Below are 21,170 nucleotides of genomic sequence, written 5' to 3'. Positions count from 1 at the left end.
ATCAGATTTCTTTTTCTATTTGGTAGTCGTTACGGTTGGGGTTTTGGCGGGCCATCAAGTCGCCCAAGAAACCGGCTAAGAAGAACTGGCTGCCCAGCAGCATTGTCGTCAAGGCAATGAAGAAGTAGGGCGAATCGGTGATGAGACGTTGTGGAATGCCGTTGGTCAGGGCGTAGAGCTTGTCTACTCCGATACATACGACGGCAATAAAACCGATCAGAAACATGATACTGCCTAAAAAGCCGAATACGTGCATCGGCTTCTTGCCGAAGTTATTGAGGAACCACAGCGTCAGCAGATCGAGATAGCCGTTGATAAAGCGGTTCAGTCCGAACTTGCTTTGTCCATATTTGCGGGCCTGATGGCGCACGACTTTCTCGCCTATTTTGTCGAAACCGGCGTTCTTGGCCAGGTAAGGTATGTAGCGGTGCATCTCACCATACACTTCGATATTCTTCACTACGTCATGGCGATAGGCTTTCAGTCCGCAGTTGAAGTCGTGCAGATTGTGGATGCCGCTTATTTTGCGGGCCGTGGCGTTGAATAGCTTAGTGGGTATGGTTTTCGACAGTGGGTCGTAGCGTTTCTGTTTGTAGCCCGATACGAGTTCATACCCCTCTTCCACGATCATCTTGTAGAGTGCCGGTATCTCGTCGGGTGAGTCCTGCAGATCGGCGTCCATCGTGATGACCACGTCGCCCTCGGCAGCCTTGAAACCACAGTAGAGAGCCGGGCTCTTGCCGTAGTTGCGACGAAATTTAATGCCTTTTACACAGGCGTCTTTCTGCCGCAATTCTTCTATCACCTCCCAAGAGCGGTCGGTACTGCCATCGTTTACGAAGATGATTTCGTAAGAATATTGGTTGGCGTTCATCACGCGCCGTATCCAAGCGTGCAATTCGGGTAAAGACTCATCCTCATTGTATAGAGGAATAATCACTGATATATCCATATCTGCTGTTTATGTTTATTTTATTTCTGTTTTGTTGTTATGAGGGTGTTTTGCGTCCTTGCGCCTGCAGAGCAGGGCTATCACTACGGCAAGCGGAGCGCAGATCATGAGGTAGTACATCATGAAGATGAAAGAAATCTGCAGGGCCGACAGATGGCTGATGGTGTCGATGGCGTCGTACACCTCCTTGGGGTTGCTGCCCATGGCCTGGTAGATGGCGGCACCGTCTTTGATACCCTGAAACAGGGTGGCAAAGAACTGCCCCTTGTCAAACATGAAAAGGTAGATAAAAAGCCCGAAGGCAAAAAGAAAGGAACCGTTGAAGAATGTATAGGCGCTGTAGGCCAGTCCCCGTCTGAACGAAATCCTACCGTCCAGTGCCTCGTCCCTGAATCTGCGCAGCAGCCAACCCGCGAAGAGAGGCGTGCAGAGAATCATGACACTGCCGAAAGCCAAGTCGGGAAAATAGAGTGTCAGCAAGAAACTTACAATCCAGTAGGCACCCAGAAACGCGCCGTCTTGCCGTGCGTATGCTTTTAATTGTCTGATCGTTTGGAAGTCAACCACTTGTTATATCCTAATTTTATAACTATTATTAAACTGCAAAAATAGCTAATTTCAGCCATATAATAGGTGTGAGGCTTTGAAAATAGTGTTAAATTAATGCTTGATTGCCAATGTGGAACGTGACGTTAAAATTCAGAATAATCTTTACAAAACGCTGAAAGATTTTGAATTGAGAAAAAGTTGGACGGATTTATGCCCGTTATTCGTGACTTTTAGTAATGTTTGTAGATGTTTGATAATTAGCTACTTGTGATTTTTGACGAGTTGGTTGTGGCCATTTCGGCCGCTAAAAGGGCTGCTTTTGGCTTGTAATAGCAGCCCTTTGAGCGTGTAAAAGCATAGCTTTGGGCGGCTGAAAGCAGGCATATTGCATGGCGAAAGCTATGCTTTTACGTCTTTGAAACGAATAACCGGCCCCAAAAACGACTTATTTTCGCTCTGTTCTTTGCTGGATTGAACATTTTGAAAGGCCGTTTTTCTGACTTTTTATTTATAATTTTCGAGAAATCAGGGCAGCACACTTTGTCCCGAAATGAGGCTCACTGATAGATCATGGAGGCGTTGGGATGGGAAAGAAAGCAAATTTCTTATCCCGAACCGGCGTATAGTTGTTTACGTTTAAACAGACACCTCTTTGTTGCGTATAGCGCTTTGTCCCGAGGCCATTATCGGTTACCACGCTTAGAATATCATGCTTTGCTATAACTACAAATCGATCATGTTTTTGGAAGATATATCAGTCAGGAAAGTACTCGGCCTAAAAAAATACGGAATTAATTTCATTTTTTTGCTTCATTTCTTTGTTTGTAATCTATCTTTTACTATTTTTGTCAGCAGAAACAGTTTTTACCTTAGATAACCAGAAACAGACAGTGAACCTCAATGACAGTGAACCTCAATTTTTTTGTTAATACGAATAATCTAATCAATTATATTTTAGCTTATGGGAAAATATTGTTTATCCTTCTGCCTATTATTACTACCATTTGTTTCTGTTGCACAGAATAAGATTGGGTATGGTTACGATGCGGCCGGCAACCGTGTAAAACGTGAGATAGTCATGGTTTCCCCTAAAGGAATAGTGTGAAAAATCGGGGGATAGTCAATAAAATTCATTTTGACTATCAATCGATAGGGACAAATTCACGGCCGTTTACGATAGAAGACCAGCAGGGACATATGAATGTATGCCTGTCATCCATCACGAGTTCATGCAACAATTCTGTCTATCGAAAGTATACGTTAGAATATGATGGTCGTTTTTCTAAAAAAATAGAGGAATGGGCCCGCCTTGTAAAGGTGGTGGAAGAGAATGGTAAAGGAGAAGCTTTGCCTCCAGTCATATTGAATTGGAACATTCCTACAGACTCGTACATTCGAACCTCCAAGATTAATGTGTCAACGTCCGATTCCAGAAGTTATATAGAAGAGGGTGAAAAGTCGTTTCTTGCCGTGGATTTAACGGGAGATGGTATTAGTGATATTGTCAGAATGAGCCCGGTAAAGGTCGTGGAAGCTGTTTGGAACGGTGGAAAGAAATGGCATAATGAAACATGTGTATATATTAGCAGAAGCAGAGTCGGTCCGGCAGGAAATGTAACCTATGAAAATCCTATAGTCTTTTCATTACCTGCTTCTTTCTCAATGGGAGATTTGGATATGGTGATAGGTGGAACATCTGCAATGGATTTTGACGGAGACGGCTATAATGACTTGGTAATGCCATATCATAATCAAGCTGATGGTCACTGGAATGAAGAGGATTTCTATATTATTTTAGGAGCTGATGTCGTCGCAGGTCGGGCTGGGAGAGTAAAAGTATTCCCCATACAACTCCAAACTTCCGATGACAAGCCCCTATTTACCATTTTGGATACGGATGGGAATGGAAAAGATGATGTCATTTGTGTGGAGCGAGACAAAAAAGACGGTTTTTATCCTGCCACGATTGTAAAACTTAAAGATGGGACCCAACTGGATAGGACTGAATTTAAAATAACTCTTCCAGATGATCCCAAAAGAATGTTCGTCGGAGATTATAACAACGACGGTCTGTCGGATTTAATATTCTTATATGATGACGGTTATAAAATCTATTATAATAATGGAGGAACTCCTACCGCTGTAAAGTTTGCGGAAACAAGCACGAAATCAGGGACGGACTTTTGTGACCATTGGAGGGTGTTGCAGGGAGACTTTGATGGTGACGGATTGATAGATTTTGTTTATAATGTATCTGGCGAATCCTACCTGTGGATTGCTCACAACAATGGTGATGGAACGTTTACATCTTCAAAGACAGTGAATATTGGCGTTGTAGAAGGATTCAGTGGAAAGGATGACGACAGATTCTCTATATCCGTATGTGATATAAATCACGATGGACGATCAGATGTAATGGTCGCAAAGTCACAATATAAGAAAGGTTCGTTTCCTGGCTATAAGACAAAATATGTCAATACACCTGTCAAATGGCTGGTCTCTACAGGTAGAGCTTTGGAGTTGATCCATAGCTATATAAAAGACCGGGAGGAAGATGCACGGGAGATCACGATCTTTATGGGGGATTTTGATGGTGATGGATATATGGAACTTGCCAATTATGGGAGCAAGCTGAATAGTACGGATGATACGTTTGACGAGAAAATTAACGTATATAAAATCGGGGATGGCATGTCTTCGTTCGGGAAGATAGTAAGCATAATGGACGGAATGGACAATACCAGCAGAATTCAATATGCCTACACTACTAATCCGCTTGTCTACAAACGGACGCTTCCGCAACAATATCCGGTCAATACTTATACGCTTCCTCTGTCTGTTGTGGCAATGGTGACAGTTGACGATGGAGCCGTAGGAAGCCGGACAACAAAGTATTTTTACGAAGACCTGCGCATTCATATTGCCGGTCGTGGAATGCTTGGTTTCAATACGGTCATTAAGGAAAATACAACATTGGGAACCAGAGAGGTGACTGATATTACCCGTTGGGATGAAAAACATTGGGTTCCAACAGAGGTGAAGATTACGAATACAATAGGTGGCAGTTCGTCTGTAGTTATCACGAAATCTACCATTGCGGAGCAGGGCAAAAGAAACTATTTTGCGTATGTGGCTCAAAAGGACGTTACCGACTTGGATGGCAATACCGCTACCACGATTACACATTACGATGTGGAAAAGGGTGTCGTTACGGACGAGACTGTCAAAAATGGTGGAGAGGACATGTATAAGAAAGTCTCCTATTCAGGGTTCCAGAATAAGGCCGGTGCTTGGCTTCCAACCACATTAACGATGATACAGAAGCACAAGGATGATTCGAGTCCTTTTACAACGGTTACGACCTATGGCTATGACGACAAGGGTAATACTTTAACTACTACTATCAACAGCGGAACAGGATTGGCTCTGAAAACCACTTCGACTTACGATGTATATGGCAACGTGTTGTCATCCGTGGCTACGGGCAGTGGCGTGAAGGCCGTGACAAAATGCAACGATTATGACCCATCCGGGCGTTTCATCGTGAAAACCTATACTTATCCGGCTTCCGCCGTCAATACTTTCACATACGACATTTGGGGTAACTTGTTGACAGAGAGCGACGTCACCGATCCTTCTAATCCGCTCACGGCGAAACATACTTATGATGGATGGGGACGGAAGTTGAGCTTACTGGCCCCTGACGGTACATTGACGGCTTATGAAACAGGATGGGGAACCGCTGACGCAAAGAAATATTATGTGAAGGAAGCGACAATAGGAAAGCCTGCTGTTACGACTTGGTACGACAAAGGCGGGCATGAGGTTCTACGGGAATCGACAGGCATACGGGGAGTCCCTGTGGTTAAGACCACGGCCTATAACCATAGAGGCGAGGTTACGCGCATATCGAACAAGACCGGGCTGTTGGTGATTACGCAGACTCTTGCGTACGACGAGCGGGGTAGAGTGGTTTCGGAAGAATCGAGCTCGGGAAAATCAACTTCTTATACCTACGGAAATCGTACCGTCACGTCGACGACCGCGGGGCATAGCTACACCAAGACTACCGATGCGTGGGGAAATGTCATCAAGGCTACTGATCCTGTCGGAGAAGTGACGTACACTTATTTCTCCAATGGTAAGCCGAGTCGTGTCAAGACGAATGGCTCTACAGTGACGATGGATTATGACGCGGCTGGCAATCAGACGAAGCTCACGGATCCCGATGCAGGAACTACGACCTATACATACGCGGCAGACGGAGCCTTGCTCACGCAGATCGACGGCAGGGGCATCAAGACGTCGAATACCTATGATGATTTGGGACGTTTGTCTTCTGCCCGATTGGGACAGCATACCGTGACCTATGTCTATGGAACTTCCGGAAATGAAAAACTCAGGCTCGTTAGCAAAGCCATGGGAGGCAATGCCGTAGAATACACCCACGACCGCTTCGGGCGTGTAATAGCCGAAAAACGGAGCATAAGCGGAAATGGAACCTTTGTCTTCTCATACGAATACAACAGCAAGAATCAACTTGCGAAAACCCGTTACCCCGGTGGCTTGGAAGTAACCTACTCTTATGATGATAACGGCTTTAAAACAGAGACTGCCGCAAATGGCAGCACGATTAACAAGCAGGAATCGTATAATGGCTTGGTTACTGCGAACTTGTTTAAAAAAGCGTTGAGGGCAGTCCGTAGACTGGATGGAAGAGGGTTTGAATGTAATGCCATGCTCATCAATGGAGCTACCCAGATCGAGTGTCTGACTACTGAATATGAAGGCACTACCGGCAATCTGCTGTCTCGGAAACGTAATCAAGGGCTTGTGGAATCATTTGAATATGACAATCTCGATCGGTTGACAGGCGTCAAGGAAGGAAATACTGAGCGTATGAGGATTTCCTACGCTCCCAATGGGAATATCCTGTCCAAGACCGGTGTGGGGAATTATAGCTATGAAGAGACCAATTATCCACATGCCGTTGCCGAGGTGGATAATACGGACGGCAAGATTCCCAGTGACGTCCTGACCACCTCATTCAACGACTTCGGCAAGATTCAACTGATTGCAGATGAAGGCAAGAAACTCCGCATGGATTTTGTTTATGGTCCGGACCGGGAACGATGGATATCAGAATTGTCAAAGGATGGTGCCGACATTCGGACGACCATCTATGCAGGCAATTATGAAAAGGTTACGGAAAAAGGAATAACGCACGAATTTTATTACCTCGATGGCAATACGATACTTATCAAAGAAAACGGTGCATTTAAATCCTATCTTGCCTTTACGGACAATTTAGGTAGTATTATATCCGTTATCGATGAGAACGGGGCAAAAGTTTTTGAAGCCTCATACGACGCGTGGGGCAGACAAACCGTAACGCTCAATTCCATCGGCTTGCACCGTGGCTACACGAGACACGAAATGCTGAATGAGTTTGACATCATCAATATGAACGGTCGTCTGTATGATCCTGTTCTCGGTCGCTTCTTCAGTCCCGACAACTACGTGCAGCTGCCCGACAACAGCCAGAGTTTCAATCGCTATAGCTATTGTCTGAACAATCCGCTGAAATATACAGATCACAGTGGGGAACTGTTTGGTATTGACGACGCCGTTTTCGCTTTTGCCTTGTTTGGCGTAGCCAACAGCATGATGCAGGCAGCCTATAATGGCAAGAACGTTTTGTCGGCGGGTTTATTGAGTCTGGCCTATTCGGCAGCCACCTATGGAATAGGCTCTCTTTTGGGCAATGTCGGCGGTCTAGGACGCGAATTGTTGCGTGCCGGCATGCATGGACTTGCCGGTGGGCTTTATGGATTAGCGAATAACGAGAAATTCGGCAGTAGCTTCCTCTCAGGTGCCCTTTCTTCCGGCATAGGTTCTTTTGCTCAAGGTGTACATATAAATGGGGGCTTAATGCTAGCCTCAACAACGACGATGGGCGGATTGGCTGCGTGGGTTACGGGCGGCGACTTCCTGCAAGGAGCGATACAAGGAATGATGATAGGAGCATTGAATCATGCGCAGCATGACCAGTATGACCCCATGAATAACCCGGAAGCAGCGAAAGTAAGATCAAGAAATCGAATAAAAAAAGATCCTAAATATAAGCAAAAAATCATATCAGAAATTCAGAAAGATGGAAAGCTATCTTTTGAAGAGGCATTCTACTGGTATGGATATGGTGATGGCAGCGATATTTATGTTGATGCTTCAAAATTAGATTTAGAAAAGATTGACATTACTAACAGAAAAGTTGGTGAGCATTGGTCAATACAAACCTTGACTTCGTCTGGAAACTATAGTGTAGGGCTCGTGTATGGAAGAATTACAGTAGAGTATCAGGGGAATAATTCATTTCGTATATTGCCTGATACGTATGATTTTGATATACATACCGACAATTTTTTCAACTGGCATACGATAAAGCGCAACATCGAAACCATAGGTGCCGGTATCCTGCATGGTACGGGAACTCCATTTAAAATAATTTTTAACGGGTTATACCATAACAAATAATGTGTAGAAGAATATTAAATATCGTTGTCCTGCTCTTCTGTAGCCTCCTGACTTCGTGTCTTGGTGTGTTCTATATAGACTTAGGCAATCATTATGCATGGTTGGAGGACAGAATAATAGTTAAGATAAAAGAAGAAACGGAAAACAGCCTTTTCTATGATCTTCTTATCCGCCCACAGGTCTTGAATTATGGCTATGACAATAAATTCATTATAGCCTATCAGCTTTACGATGGCAGTGAATGGTATGATTCCAATCAAATTGCGGAAGAAAAAGACAGTTTGTTAATCCAATTCGCAAAACTGAAAGAAATGAAACATTGCTATTGGATTATAGATAAAGAGACAGGTCAGGTCATAGGTCCTATGAGGAAGCTCGAATTTGACAGAAAATGTGAGGCACTTCATGTGAAGGCAAAAATGCGCCATTTCCATGAAAAGAAATTCTGGGAAGGCATGAGCATGGAAGATATTGATCCGGACAGCACTCAGAGGAAGATAATGGACGCGGCCATGGATACGGTGACGAAAGGGAGCTCTGCGCAATGAATATAATTCTCTCAGCTCTTGGCTTGACCTATAAACCAACCAAAGTGGCTATCGGTGACTAACGGGTTGCCAAGCAGAGATTACTACCTTGAAGAGTGAGAAATTCGGCAGTGCCTTCCTCTCAGGTGCCTTTTCTTCCGGCATAGGTTCTTTTGCTCAAGGGGTACATATAAATGGGGGCTTAATGATAGCCTCGACAACGACGATGGGCGGATTGGCTGCGTGGATTACAGGCGACGACTTCCTGCAAGGAGCTATGCAAGGAATGATGATAGGTACACTCAACCATAGTCTACATGATGAGAGAGAGGGCAGTACACCCTTGAAAGTTTCCGTCACGACAAACAAAGCTGGAATGTATGAGTTTACCGTGATAGGGGCAAGAAAAGGTGGAAAAGGAGATGTCTTGTCTATCGCTGCAGGAATAAGCACTTTTGCAAATTGCATTGGAATGTCTTTAAAGAGAAACAGTGGAAACTCTACAATTAGCAGCAATGGAAAATTCTATTGGCATGTTGCAGGCGAGCGTGGATTCTATGGAAACCAATATGTTAATACAACAAAACTGACGACAGTAGGTAAACGAATTACTAAAGTTACTGGTCCTGTAAATATTGCAATGTCAGGTTATGATTTGTATGAAGGGTATCAATTAGATGGAGGACAGATTAAAACTGTTGGTTATAACACAGCCCGAGCTACAGCTGATGTTGCTGGTGGCTGGGCAGGTGTTGCTGCAGGTCTAAAGATAGGAACGTCTATTGGGAGTATGTTTGGCGGTGTAGGCGCAATCCCAGGAGCAATAATTGGCGGAGCTGTAGGTGGTATAATTGGAACATATGGTGGTAGTTGGATTGCAACAAGTTCTGTTGATATGATATATGGAAGATAATTTTATAATTATGAATAAAAATTATGAATATTTTTTGAATGCGGTGCATTATTGTATATATAGGAGAAAAATGGTCAATGAAAAAAGTCGATAATGGTATGTTGCGTATAATGTACTATTTAGCTGTTCTTTTTTCTTTTGAAAACTTCTACAATAAGAAAGTGGATGAGAGAAAGAGGGATAAAGCATTGTGGAATTATATGTATGGGAAGAACGTAGGGGTATCTATAGGTTTAGCTCACCATTGGTTTGGTTATTTCTATTCTTGTTATCCTGGCTTTTTCTCTTGGCTCTTGCTTGGCATTGCAAGTAGAGTTTATGGGGATGAAGTAAAAGGCATGGTCGTACTGCTTATATTTTCCTTTCCCGTAGCTCTTGGTTACATCCATGCATATAGAGCTGTTTTTTCAAAAGACCGTTATCTGAAATACTTTAAGCAATTTGAGAAAGAGGATGAGCAATGGCGTAAAAAGTGGAAAAGGATAACATGGGCGTTTTGTATTGGAGCTATAATAACCATGGCAATAGGATTCTTTTGTATGGCAATCATTACAAGTGTATAAACTGAAAATGCAAAAAACTTTCTATAAGAAGTTATACAAGAAATGAAAATAGATCTATTTATGCTGATTATCAGAATAATGGCTATACAGACGGCTACAATACATTTAGAACAACAGTTTCGGAACTGGAGTTTATACGGTTTATGGAAGTAAATAGAAAGAAAAGATGGAAAGAAATAAGTTTGAGTATTTTTTGAATGCGGTGCATTATTGTGTCTATTTGGAGGAGATATGGTCAAATAAAAAATAGAACATTTTTCAGCAACCATTGTTTAAGCAAATTCGCAACATTCTGAACGAATATGGCTATGACGTGTATGATATTTCAAAGAATGATTTCTATCCTCTAACTGCACGCGATATAAGAATCTATCACACTCTGCCGGATTCGTTATCGCTAAACAGCGTGGCTATAAATGGAATCATTTTCCTAAAATGCAAGAACGTAAATATACGGAAAGGGGCTCGGAATGTTGATTCATGCTCATAATAGCATTCGTAGCCGTTAATAACATGTTGAATGTTTAGTATATGATAAATTTAGATTTCATCTCGTGTTCTTTGCTCTATACCAAGCTAAAAGCTGTTGCGTACATAATAATTAAAAGAAAAAGCAAATCTTGGATGGAGCTGTGCTTCTGCAAGAACAAACTAATCCAAAAGAGATTGCCCATTATACCATAATAAATACGCCAGTTCGGGATAAGCCTTTGCTTAGAACTGCTCTAACTGTCTGCTGTTTTCAATGTGTACAGGCCATGCCTCGGGCTTGTTTTCGAAGAAGCAATACGCTGCCAATGCCGCACATAGGTTCATGATGAAGTTATGAATGGAGCGGTGCCTTGAATGGACGAGGTTAGCCTTGTTCTTGAGCAATTCGTTGATGCATTCTATAATGTAGCGTTTGCGCAGCATCATCTTGTCCCACAAGGGCATGAGCTTGTTCTTCATGTTCGACTTGAGGCCATGAACCAGGTGGATGCCTTGGTTGAACAGGCTCTCGAAGAGTTCTTGTTTGATGTATCCCCTGTCCGCAAAGACCTTGCCATAAAGCACTTTTGTAAAAACTTTCCACACTTTGGGGTCCCTGTCGTCGACGTTGGCCGGCGTCAGACAGAAGGTGATGACATCGCCCGTATCGTTGCATAACAGGTGCAGCTTGAAGCCGTGACACCAGCCCATCGTTCCCTTGCCATCCTTGGCTATCCCGGGCGTTGGGACGGGAAAAAAAGCAAAAAAAAGACAATCGGCGAAATGTCGATTGTCTTTGAGCCTCTTGTCGGATTCGAACCAACGACCCCGAGATTACAAATCACGTGCTCTGGCCAACTGAGCTAAAGAGGCGGGGTGGGCAAGCGATTCATATCGCGCCGCTACAACCAAGTACCCTTGCTATGTTCCCATCCTGGGGGATTCCGAGGGAGCTGGCCGTATGAGACTTGCCCATTTGTGACGGTCTTTCATTTCTGAAAGCGGGTGCAAAGGTAGCAAAAAGTTTGGATTTATAGCTTGTTACATATGCTTTTGCTTTGTTTTTAATATATTTTTAGAATTAAACTTCTTTGATTCTGGCGCTTCTCCATAACTTTGTCATCATGATTTTGAATTTATTGATTATCGTAGTCAGTATAGTAGCCGTTGTTTACGGTGCTGATAAGCTGACTGAAGGTTCGGTGGGCATAGCCGAACGATTAGGGTTATCCCAAATCGTGATAGGCCTGACCATTGTCGCCATGGGTACGTCGATGCCTGAGTTCTGCGTTTCACTGGTGTCGGCACTTAAAGGAACATCCGACCTGGCGGTAGGTAATGTTGTCGGTTCGAATATCTTCAACGCGATGCTCATTGTGGGATGTGCGGCGCTGGTGGCGCCAATGACAATCTTATCTGTAACCGTGCGCAAAGATATTCCTTTTGCGTTGGTAGCGTCTGTGATGTTGTTGCTCATGAGCATGGATGGCGACGTGTCGCGGTTGGACGCCATGTTGTTGGTGGTGATGTTCGTTCTGTTTATGTATTTCACGTTGCGCGGTGCTCATGAGGGTAAGGCTGAGCCTACGGCATCGTGTGATGACGGAAAGAAATTGCTGCCGATATGGAAAGCGACGGGCTTCGTGCTGTTTGGTTTGGCGGCTTTGATATTCGGTTCAAACTTCTTTGTAGATAGTGCCACGGAAGTGGCCAGGGGCTTAGGCGTGAGCGACGCGATCATCGGACTGACCATTGTGGCCGGTGGAACGTCAATGCCCGAGTTGGCAACCAGTATTGTGGCTGCCCGTAAGGGAAACAGCGGTATTGCCATTGGTAACGTGTTAGGGTCGAATGTGTTTAATATTCTCTTTATTTTAGGCGCCACGGGGCTGATAACTCCGTTGCGATTAAAGGGAATTACTTCGGTAGACATGACCATGCTGATTGTCTCGATGATATTGCTATGGCTGTTCTCTTTCACCAAATACACCATTCAGCGGTGGGAGGGAGCCGTGCTGGTTGTTGTTTTCACGGCTTATATCTCTTATCTGGTATCGATGGCGTGAACAGTAATCGGAAGAAATATTTGTAGGTGCGGAATTGTTTTTGTAATTTTGTGCCCGCAAATTAAACATACAGAGTGCTTGATACCTCTTAAAAAAACAAGGCAGAGTTCTTGAAACCTCTTTAAAAACAAGAGAAAGAGTGCTTGGTAAACCTCTTTAAAAACAAGGAAATGAAACAAAAAACTCAATCGGTGAGTGTACTGTTTATGCTTTTCAGTATACTCTTCTGTGTTTGTCTCATCGCGGCAAACTTATTGGAAACAAAGCAAATCGCTGCCGGCCCGATTAGCTTGACGGGTGGCTTGATCGTTTTTCCCGTCTCTTACATTATTAATGATTGCGTGTGCGAAGTATGGGGCTATCGCAAAGCCAGGCTGTTGATTTGGACAGGCTTTGCCATGAACTTCTTCTTCGTCATTGTAGGTGCCATCTGTGACGTGATTCCCGGCGCGCCTTATTGGACCAATGAAGCCGGCTTTCATGCCATCTTTGGCTTGGCTCCCCGCATTGCCGCTGCGTCGTTTATCGCGTTTCTCTTCGGTAGTTTCATTAACGCGTACGTGATGAGCAAGATGAAGTTGCGTGACGGGAAGCGGAGATTCTCGGCACGTGCCGTGCTCAGTACGGTCTTTGGAGAGAGTGCCGACAGCATTATCTTCTTCCCATTGGCTTTGGGAGGCGTCGTGCCAATAGAGGCTTTGCCGGGCATGATGATAGGACAGGTGGTGCTGAAGACGCTGTATGAGGTGATAGCGTTGCCGGTGACGATTCGTGTAGTAAAGGCTTTGAAGCGACATGAGGGCGAAGACGTCTATGATGAGGGAATCAGTTATAACGTATTGAAGGTGTTTCAAATATAATCCGATATGGCAGAAAACAGAAAAGATGAAGGTCTTCAGGCGCTGGGAGCAAAGACTCGCTATCGTATGGATTATGCTCCCGAAGTGTTGGAGACATTTAACAATAAGCATCCGGAGAATGATTATTGGGTGCGGTTTAACTGTCCGGAGTTCACGTCATTATGTCCCATAACGGGACAACCCGATTTTGCGGAGATACGGATTAGTTATATTCCGGCCGAGAAGATGGTGGAGAGCAAGAGTCTGAAGCTTTATCTGTTCAGTTTTCGTAATCATGGCGATTTTCACGAGGATTGTGTGAACACGATTATGAAGGACTTGATAAAGTTGATGGAGCCTAAATACATAGAGGTGACCGGCTATTTCACGCCTCGTGGCGGAATCAGCATTTATCCCTATGCCAATTATGGTAAGCCGAAAACGAAGTTCGAACAATTGGCCGAACATCGGTTTATGAATCATAACATGGATCGTGGCTGAGAGGTAGCCCTGCGTTTACGCTTACTCTTTTGTGGTTTGCCTGAACGCTTTGGTCTTTAATTCCGCGGCAATCTGCTTAGCCTTGACGTTGACATCATTGATATCGTTCTTGCGGTAATAGCTGCGTGTTCCCCAACTGTCGCTTAACACCAACGAGTCAGGCCCGAGATAATCGATGTTGCATGTGTCGTATTGCAGGTTGGTAATGGTAAGTTTGTTATCGGTTTTAGATAGATTAGGAGTCCCGTTGGTAACAATAAGCTTGCCGTTCCAAATACGCCATTCGGTGAAGTAGCCGAGTTGTGGATAAACGACGGGACTTTCGGCTTCGAGTGAACTGGCTTCACTGACATAGCCTACACTCTGGCATTCCCAGTTGCGTTTCATCCAAAAACCATATTCACGTGGAATCATATAGGTGGCTTTTACCGAATCGGGCATGTTGCGCTCAATGCGTCGCTGCAGGCTTTTGCTCATGTGTTCCCAGTCACGCATTTTGGGCATCACTACATAGCACCAAATGCCTTTGAGCTCATCGATATTGATCACGAGATCTACTTTCTTTTTGTCATGCTTATTGATCATGACGCCGATCCGGTCGCCTATGGCGGGCTTCCCGATGATCTTGTTATTCTGTGAAGCTTCATAGCAATTATAGCGTATAGGATCGCTTCCGTCGGTAGGTAGCAGGATGACGACAGAATCGTTGCATCCTTCGCATGCTATTCCATATACGGTGCTGTCCCCTTTCAAGCGTTGTTCTTCCACGCTTTTGCCTTTTTTTCTTAAATTGTCAAGTTTGTTTTGAGCTTGGTTGCATGCGGTAAAAAATATCACAACCAAAGCGATTGCGGCTGTCCACTTTGTTTTCATCTTTGAGTAAACGTATTTTTAGACCTTGCAAATGTAGTAAATATTCATTAGTCGGCCAAATACCACCTTACTTTATATTAATCAAAAAACACTAAAAAATAGGAGGTGGGGGATGTTATTCGATTTTTTTGTATAAATTTGCAGTCCGATTATTACTGATGACAGAGTAATAGATTTTCTTTAGATCATTAATTTCTTGAATAATATGAAGAAAAAGATTCAGTTCAGTCTCGTTTATCGAGATATGTGGCAGAGTTCCGGTAAATTTCAACCGCGTAAGGATCAGTTGGAGCGTATAGCTCCCGTCTTTGTGGAAATGGGCTGTTTTGCTCGCGTTGAAACTAACGGAGGAGCCTTTGAGCAGGTAAACCTCCTGGCCGGTGAGAATCCTAATCAAGCAGTTCGTGCTTTCTGCAAGCCTCTTCATGAAGCCGGTATAAAGACACACATGCTTGACCGTGGCCTGAACGCGCTCCGTATGTATCCTGTTCCTGATGATGTTCGTCAGTTGATGTACAAGGTAAAGCACGCACAGGGCACTGATATTACACGTATTTTTGACGGTTTGAACGATGTCCGCAATATCATACCTTCTATCAAATGGGCAAAGGAGGCCGGAATGACGGCACAGGGCACACTGTGCATCACGACTTCGCCCGTTCATACTTTGGAGTATTATACCAAGATAGCCGACGAATTGATAGAGGCCGGCGCGGAGGAAATCTGCCTGAAGGATATGGCCGGTATCGGCCAGCCCGCGCTCTTGGGTCAGCTGACCAAGGCTATCAAGGATAAACACCCTGAAATTTTGATAGAATATCATGGCCATTCGGGTCCGGGATTGTCGATGGCTTCCATCCTTGAAGTCTGCAACAACGGGGCCGATATTATCGATACGGCCATCGAACCCTTGTCTTGGGGAAAGGTTCATCCGGATATCATCTCCGTATTGAGCATGTTGAAGAATGAAGGCTTTGATGTTCCGGAAATCAACATGAGTGCTTACATGAAAGCCCGTGCCCTTACCCAGGAGTTTATCGATGAGTGGTTGGGTTACTTCATCAATCCTGCCAACAAGATTATGTCGTCTTTGTTGTTGGGCTGTGGCCTGCCGGGCGGCATGATGGGCAGTATGATGGCCGACCTGGGCGGTATTCGTCAGACGATTAACAACTTGCGAAAGAAGAAAGGCGAAGAAGAATTGTCGATGGACGACATGCTTGTGGAACTTTTCAATGAGGTTGAATATGTATGGCCGCGTGTAGGTTATCCTCCATTGGTAACACCTTTCAGCCAGTATGTAAAGAATATCGCTTTGATGAATCTCCTTACGATGGAGCAAGGCAAAGGCCGTTTCGTCATGATGGATGAGTCTATGTGGGGTATGATACTTGGTAAGAGTGGTAAGATTCCCGGCACGATCGATTCCGAATTGATAGAATTAGCCAAGAAGCAAGGCCGTGAATTTACGGATGCGGATCCCCATACGTTGCTTGCCAATGCACTTGATGACTTTAGAAAAGAGATGGATGAGAATGGCTGGGAGTATGGACAGGATGACGAAGAGCTCTTTGAATTGGCCATGCACCCTGAGCAGTATCGTAATTACAGAAGCGGCCAAGCCAAGAAAAACTTCTTGGCAGATTTGCAGAACGCTAAGGACGCGAAGTTAGGCACACAGGTAAGTCCGGAGCAGGCAGCCGCTTTCAAGCATGCCAAGGCCGACGCTATCGTGGCACCTGTTAAGGGACAGATATTCTGGGAGTTCCAGGGCGACGGCGAGGCAGTGGCTGCCGTAGAGCCATTTATCGGTAAAGAATATAATGAAGGCGATGCTTTCTGCTACATCTGCACACCTTGGGGCGAGTTTGAAATGATTCCAGCTGCGCTCGGCGGACAGCTTGTAGAGATCAATGCCAAGCAAGGCAGTAAGGTCAACAGAGGCGATGTAATTGCCTATATTCAAAGAAATGAAGAGTAGTCTTGAAACTGACATTTCCTTCATGTTGTGGAAGGATGTGTTCAGGCATTGCTATCCGGAGGATAACGATTTGCGTCGTCTCCTCTTGCAACATAGTCAATCTGTAGCGATCAAATCGCTACAGATTGTTTCTTTACATCCGGAACTGAACGCAAACCGTGATCTTATTATCAACGCGTCCATGCTCCATGACATCGGTATTAAAGAATGCGATGCGCCGGGAATCTATTGTCATGGAACAAATCCTTATATTCAACATGGAATATTGGGAGCGCGAATCTTGCGTGCGCAAGGTGTTGAAGAGTGTTATGCCCGTATATGCGAACGCCATACAGGCACCGGAATCACCCGTGAGGATATCGTGAGCCGGCACTTGCCTTTGCCATTGGAGGATTTATTGCCCGAAACGATAGAAGAACAGATTATTTGTTATGCCGATAAATTCTACAGCAAGAGTCATCCCGAGCGTACAAAGACGATTGAGCAGGCCCGAAACAGTATTTTAAAGTTCAGTGATGAGGGACTGAGGCGCTTTGACAGATGGATTGAAATGTTTGAATAGAAAAGTTAAAAATACATTGAATTGAGCTAAATCTTATAGAAAGAAGACATACGTGTGTCTTCTTTTTATTAATTTTGTAACTCACATGAGAAGGAAAACGTTTATTGTTCTGCTTTTCCTGGTTGTTGTTTACGTAATGGCCAGTACGAATATGCCTCTTTTCAAGTCGTTGAGAAAGAAGCCTATCACTGACTCTTTGGCAATGAATGATTCCTTGAAGCACGATTCTTTAGGCACAAATGCGGTGGACACGACAAAGATGGACTCATTGCAATTGGCCATTTACCGTTATAATAAGCAAATAGATGATTCTATTCGATTGGATTCCCTGAACCGGAAAAGATCGACAGGCATTGAGGCGCCCGTCGTGTTTTCGGCGAACGACTCTATGATCTATAATGCGCAGAGCAAAACGGCCCATCTTTACGGTTCGTCTAACGTAAAGTACACGACCATGGATCTCAAGAGCGAGAAGATCTATATGAGTCTGGATAGCAATATTGTTCATGCCACAGGTGTTTACGAAGACTCGACGAAAAAGAAACTTACGGGAACACCGGTTTTCCAGATGGGATCTGATTCTTATGAAAGCGACACGATGGCTTTCAATTTTAAGACTAAGAAGGGACTTATTCAAAATGTGTATACGCAGCAGGAAGAAGGCTTCTTGCGTAGTGAGCTATCGAAGCGAAATGATAACGGAGACGTTTATCTGCAACATGGGCGATACACTACGTGTGACGCGTCGTGTCCCGACTTTTATATTTCTCTTTCCAGAGCGAAGGTGCGACCGGGCAAGGATGTTGTTTTCGGACCGGCCTATTTGGTTGTTGCCGACGTACCGTTGCCGTTAGCCATTCCTTATGGCTTCTTTCCTTTCACCAAGAGCTATTCAAGTGGCTTTATTATGCCAACCTATGGTGATGAGAACGACCGAGGTTTCTATCTAAGAGACGGCGGTTATTATTTTGCCATGAGTGATAAATGGGACTTGAAACTATTGGGCGAGATATATACCAAAGGTTCATGGGGACTCAGCGCGGCTTCCAATTATCGAAAGCGTTATCGTTATAATGGCAGCTTCTATGTGAGCTATCAGGACACTCGTACGGGCGACAAGGGCTTGCCGGACTATGTCAAGCAACAGAGTTTTAAAATACAATGGAGCCATCGACAAGACGCGAAAGCCAATCCATACAGCTCTCTGTCGGCCAGTGTCAACTTCGCTTCGTCCAGTTATGAACGAAATAATCTGACCAGTCTTTACAATCCGCAGACTTTAACCCAATCAACAAGAACTTCTTCTATCAACTGGAGCACGACATTCTCAAGCATAGGAATGACTCTTAGCTCTACCGCCAACCTGTCGCAGAACATGCGCGACTCGAGCATTGCGATGACATTGCCCGATTTGAATATTTCGATATCACGTTTCTATCCATTCAAACGGAAGAACGGAGCGGGCGAACAAAAGTGGTATGAGAAAATTTCGATGAGTTATACCGGGCAGTTGAGCAACTCAATTTCGACAAAAGAGAATAAGCTGCTCCATTCCAATCTCATTAAAGACTGGCGCAATGGCATGCAGCATCAGATACCTGTCAGTGGAAGTTTCACCCTGTTGAATTATATCAACGTGAATCCTTCGTTCAATTTTACTGATCGAATGTACACCAATAAGGTGAAACGACATTGGAATGAAGTGACCCAACGCGAGGAGGCTGATACGACTTATGGATTCCACAATGTCTATAACTGGAATCTAAGTCTGAGTGCCAGTTCTAAGGTCTACATGTTCTATACCCCTATCCGCAAACTTTTTGGTGATAAAATCCAGACGATTCGTCACGTCATTACGCCGACAGTCTCCTTCTCCTATGCGCCGGATTTCGGCATGTCTCGTTACGGTTATTATGATTCCTACCAGAAAACAAACGCCGATGGTACAGTGGAATTGGTAGAATACTCACCTTTTCAAAATGCTCTTTATGGCGTTCCCGGTAAAGGAAAGACAGGAAGTATCAGCTTCGGATTCAACAATAATATTGAAATGAAAGTGAAATCCGATGATGATTCTACAGGTTATAAGAAGCTATCTATCATCGATGAACTCGGCTTTAACATGTCTTACAACATGGCTGCAAAGGTAAAACCTTGGAGTGATCTGTCGGTCAACCTTCGATTAAAATGGTGGAAAAACTATACTTTCAATTTAAATGCGGTCTTTGCCAGCTATGCTTACGAGCTGGATCAGGACGGTAGGCCCTATGTTGGCAATCATACCTATTGGGGAATGGGCAAATGGGGCCGGTTCCAAGGTATGTCTCAGAATATCTCTTACACGTTGACGCCCGAGAAAATACGTAAGTTGTTCGGTGGCGGAGACGACATAGAGAAGAAAGGAAGTAAGAGAGAGAAGGATGATGAGGGCATCGATACCGATATTGAGAGTAATGTTGATGAGGATATGGTCGACGCGCAACATGCCGCGAAGCAAAAGAGAAGTAGTGGAAAAGCGGAAACCGACGAAGACGGTTATATGAAATTCTCTATGCCTTGGTCGATAACTTTCGGTTATGGTATCACTATGCGCGAAAATACCGACATCAAAAAGTTCAATACCAAGACGATGCGTTATCCTTATAAGTTTACTCAGACATTGAATATGAGCGGTAACATTCGTATTAGCGAGGGTTGGAATATCAGTTTCTCCTCCGGATATGACTTTGAAAATCATTCGATGAGCATGACAACCGCCAGTCTGCAACGCGACCTGCACTGCTTCAATATGAGTTGTTCGGTGGTTTTAGCACCTTACACAAGCTATAATTTCACTTTCCGTTGCAACGCCAGTACGCTTACCGACGCCCTGAAGTATGACAAGAAGAGTGGCTACAGTAATGCCGTCCAATGGTATTGACAGTCCGTCGTCATCCCAATATTTACTTTTGAAACATCTTTTATTTGCGTATCGTAAAGGCGCATCGGTTTAAAAATACACTTTTCTTTTTGGTCAATCTATTATTTTGTTGTACATTTGCACGTGTAAAAGGTCCCGTAGCTTAGCTGAATAGAGCGTCAGATTCCGGTTCTGAAGGTCTTGGGTTTGAATCCCAACGGGATCACAACATGAAAAAGCGGAAATTCCATCGACAGGAATTTCCGCTTTTTGTATTTCCCATATAGCTTATTCGGCTACATCTTTTCCACCAAATGTATTGTACGAGATATTTGCAGGCTTCCATTTGTCTTTGGGCCGAGGTGCTTCTTTGGGATAGCCGATGACAACCGTGGTCAGCGGAACGATTGTTTCCGGCAGTTTCAATAGCTCTCGAATGGCCTTCACCTTGTCCTTGATGGGATAAACACCTGTCCAAACGGCACCTAAACCAAGCGCGTGGGCCTCCAGCAGCAGGTTTTCCGTGGCAGCCGACACGTCCTGCACCCAAAAGTCTCTGCCTTCACCGTCCAGCGCTTTCTTCATGTCGCCACAGACAACAATGGCCAATGGCGCCCCGGCTGCCATGCCTGTGTTAGGTGTCAGCCGAGCGATCTGCCCGAGCGTGTTCTTGTTGTTGATTACGACAAAGTGCCAAGGCTGTTTGTTCACGGCAGACGGGGCGGCCATGGCGGCCCGCAGCATTTTTTCTACTTTGGCTTTTTCTACCGCTTGCTCCGTATAGGCTCTGACGCTGGTGCGCGAGAGGATGGCTTGATACACGGCGGCGTCATCGGCTGTCTGCTGTCGGGAGTCGCTCTTGGCGCTTGTTAACTGAATACTGACTGCCAGCAGCGCAATGGCCAGGGCAGCCATCAATAATTTTGATTTCATAGATACG

14 protein-coding genes, 2 tRNA genes and 1 pseudogene are annotated in these 21,170 nt (G+C 44.5%); 11 read left to right on the top strand and 6 right to left on the bottom strand.

Annotated features, from left to right (window positions below):
- Window position 1: 1 nt before the first annotated feature.
- Window positions 2-952, bottom strand: a complete 951-nt coding sequence (locus JHU38_RS06995; RefSeq protein WP_107581075.1) for a glycosyltransferase family 2 protein — start codon at window positions 950-952, stop codon at window positions 2-4.
- 15 nt (window positions 953-967) lie between these two features.
- Entirely contained in the window at window positions 968-1,519 is a 552-nt protein-coding gene (locus JHU38_RS06990; RefSeq protein WP_107581074.1) for a DUF4199 domain-containing protein, read from the bottom strand.
- 1,179 nt (window positions 1,520-2,698) lie between these two features.
- Here JHU38_RS06990 and JHU38_RS06985 point away from each other — a divergent pair.
- The 4 genes from JHU38_RS06985 to JHU38_RS06970 all read left to right on the top strand — a co-directional run bounded on the left by JHU38_RS06985 (window position 2,699) and on the right by JHU38_RS06970 (window position 10,038).
- The gene (locus JHU38_RS06985; protein ID WP_107581073.1) at window positions 2,699-8,035 is read left to right on the top strand and encodes an FG-GAP-like repeat-containing protein; all 5,337 of its coding nucleotides are present in this window, start codon (window positions 2,699-2,701) and stop codon (window positions 8,033-8,035) included.
- Window positions 8,035-8,583, top strand: coding sequence for a DUF3997 domain-containing protein (locus JHU38_RS06980; RefSeq protein ID WP_107581072.1), 549 nt, complete (start codon window positions 8,035-8,037; stop codon window positions 8,581-8,583). Before JHU38_RS06985 ends, JHU38_RS06980 begins: the two co-directional genes overlap by 1 nt.
- Before the next feature lie 88 nt (window positions 8,584-8,671).
- Window positions 8,672-9,475, top strand: coding sequence for a hypothetical protein (locus JHU38_RS06975; protein WP_146156972.1), 804 nt, complete (start codon window positions 8,672-8,674; stop codon window positions 9,473-9,475).
- A 77-nt stretch (window positions 9,476-9,552) separates the two neighbouring features.
- The gene (locus tag JHU38_RS06970) at window positions 9,553-10,038 is read left to right on the top strand and encodes a hypothetical protein (RefSeq protein ID WP_146156971.1); all 486 of its coding nucleotides are present in this window, start codon (window positions 9,553-9,555) and stop codon (window positions 10,036-10,038) included.
- A 714-nt stretch (window positions 10,039-10,752) separates the two neighbouring features.
- Here JHU38_RS06970 and JHU38_RS06965 read toward each other — a convergent pair.
- Together JHU38_RS06965 and JHU38_RS06960 are read right to left on the bottom strand one after the other, a co-directional pair.
- Window positions 10,753-11,319, bottom strand: a pseudogene (locus JHU38_RS06965) (IS982 family transposase); the annotation flags it as partial.
- Window positions 11,309-11,382 (bottom strand) — tRNA-Thr (locus JHU38_RS06960). The pseudogene JHU38_RS06965 and the gene JHU38_RS06960, both read right to left, overlap by 11 nt.
- A gap of 251 nt (window positions 11,383-11,633) precedes the next feature.
- Between JHU38_RS06960 and JHU38_RS06955 the strand changes: the two genes are divergently transcribed.
- From JHU38_RS06955 to queF, 3 genes are all read left to right on the top strand, one after another.
- A complete protein-coding gene (locus JHU38_RS06955) occupies window positions 11,634-12,575 on the top strand; it encodes a calcium/sodium antiporter (protein WP_107582289.1) in 942 nt (313 codons plus the stop codon).
- Window positions 12,576-12,745: 170 nt separating this feature from the next.
- Complete coding sequence (locus tag JHU38_RS06950) at window positions 12,746-13,435, top strand: queuosine precursor transporter (protein WP_107582288.1); 690 nt, start codon at window positions 12,746-12,748, stop codon at window positions 13,433-13,435.
- A 6-nt stretch (window positions 13,436-13,441) separates the two neighbouring features.
- The gene (gene queF, locus JHU38_RS06945) at window positions 13,442-13,915 is read left to right on the top strand and encodes a preQ(1) synthase (RefSeq protein ID WP_107581069.1); all 474 of its coding nucleotides are present in this window, start codon (window positions 13,442-13,444) and stop codon (window positions 13,913-13,915) included.
- Window positions 13,916-13,936: 21 nt separating this feature from the next.
- Here queF and JHU38_RS06940 read toward each other — a convergent pair whose 3' ends face one another.
- Window positions 13,937-14,788 (bottom strand): lipocalin-like domain-containing protein, encoded by an 852-nt coding sequence (locus tag JHU38_RS06940; RefSeq protein ID WP_107581068.1) that lies wholly within the window; start codon window positions 14,786-14,788, stop codon window positions 13,937-13,939.
- A 205-nt stretch (window positions 14,789-14,993) separates the two neighbouring features.
- On the opposite strand from JHU38_RS06940, the gene JHU38_RS06935 reads away from it, so the two are divergent.
- The 4 genes from JHU38_RS06935 (at window position 14,994) to JHU38_RS06920 (ending at window position 20,456) form a co-directional block, all read left to right on the top strand.
- On the top strand, window positions 14,994-16,769 hold the full coding sequence (locus JHU38_RS06935) for an oxaloacetate decarboxylase (protein WP_107581067.1): 1,776 nt from the start codon (window positions 14,994-14,996) through the stop codon (window positions 16,767-16,769).
- A 22-nt stretch (window positions 16,770-16,791) separates the two neighbouring features.
- Window positions 16,792-17,331 (top strand): HDIG domain-containing metalloprotein, encoded by a 540-nt coding sequence (locus JHU38_RS06930; RefSeq protein WP_107582287.1) that lies wholly within the window; start codon window positions 16,792-16,794, stop codon window positions 17,329-17,331.
- Window positions 17,332-17,416: 85 nt separating this feature from the next.
- The gene (locus tag JHU38_RS06925; protein WP_107581066.1) at window positions 17,417-20,251 is read left to right on the top strand and encodes a putative LPS assembly protein LptD; all 2,835 of its coding nucleotides are present in this window, start codon (window positions 17,417-17,419) and stop codon (window positions 20,249-20,251) included.
- Window positions 20,252-20,382: 131 nt separating this feature from the next.
- Window positions 20,383-20,456 (top strand) — tRNA-Arg (locus tag JHU38_RS06920).
- Window positions 20,457-20,518: 62 nt separating this feature from the next.
- On the opposite strand, the gene JHU38_RS06915 is transcribed toward JHU38_RS06920, so the two are convergent.
- Window positions 20,519-21,163 (bottom strand): nitroreductase family protein, encoded by a 645-nt coding sequence (locus JHU38_RS06915; RefSeq protein ID WP_107581065.1) that lies wholly within the window; start codon window positions 21,161-21,163, stop codon window positions 20,519-20,521.
- Window positions 21,164-21,170: the final 7 nt, after the last annotated feature.

It is taken from the genome of Prevotella illustrans (assembly GCF_017426725.1).
GTDB classification, from domain to species: domain Bacteria; phylum Bacteroidota; class Bacteroidia; order Bacteroidales; family Bacteroidaceae; genus Prevotella; species Prevotella illustrans.
Note: the sequence above shows the minus strand (reverse complement) of the source record. Positions and strands in the feature narration are given on the sequence as shown.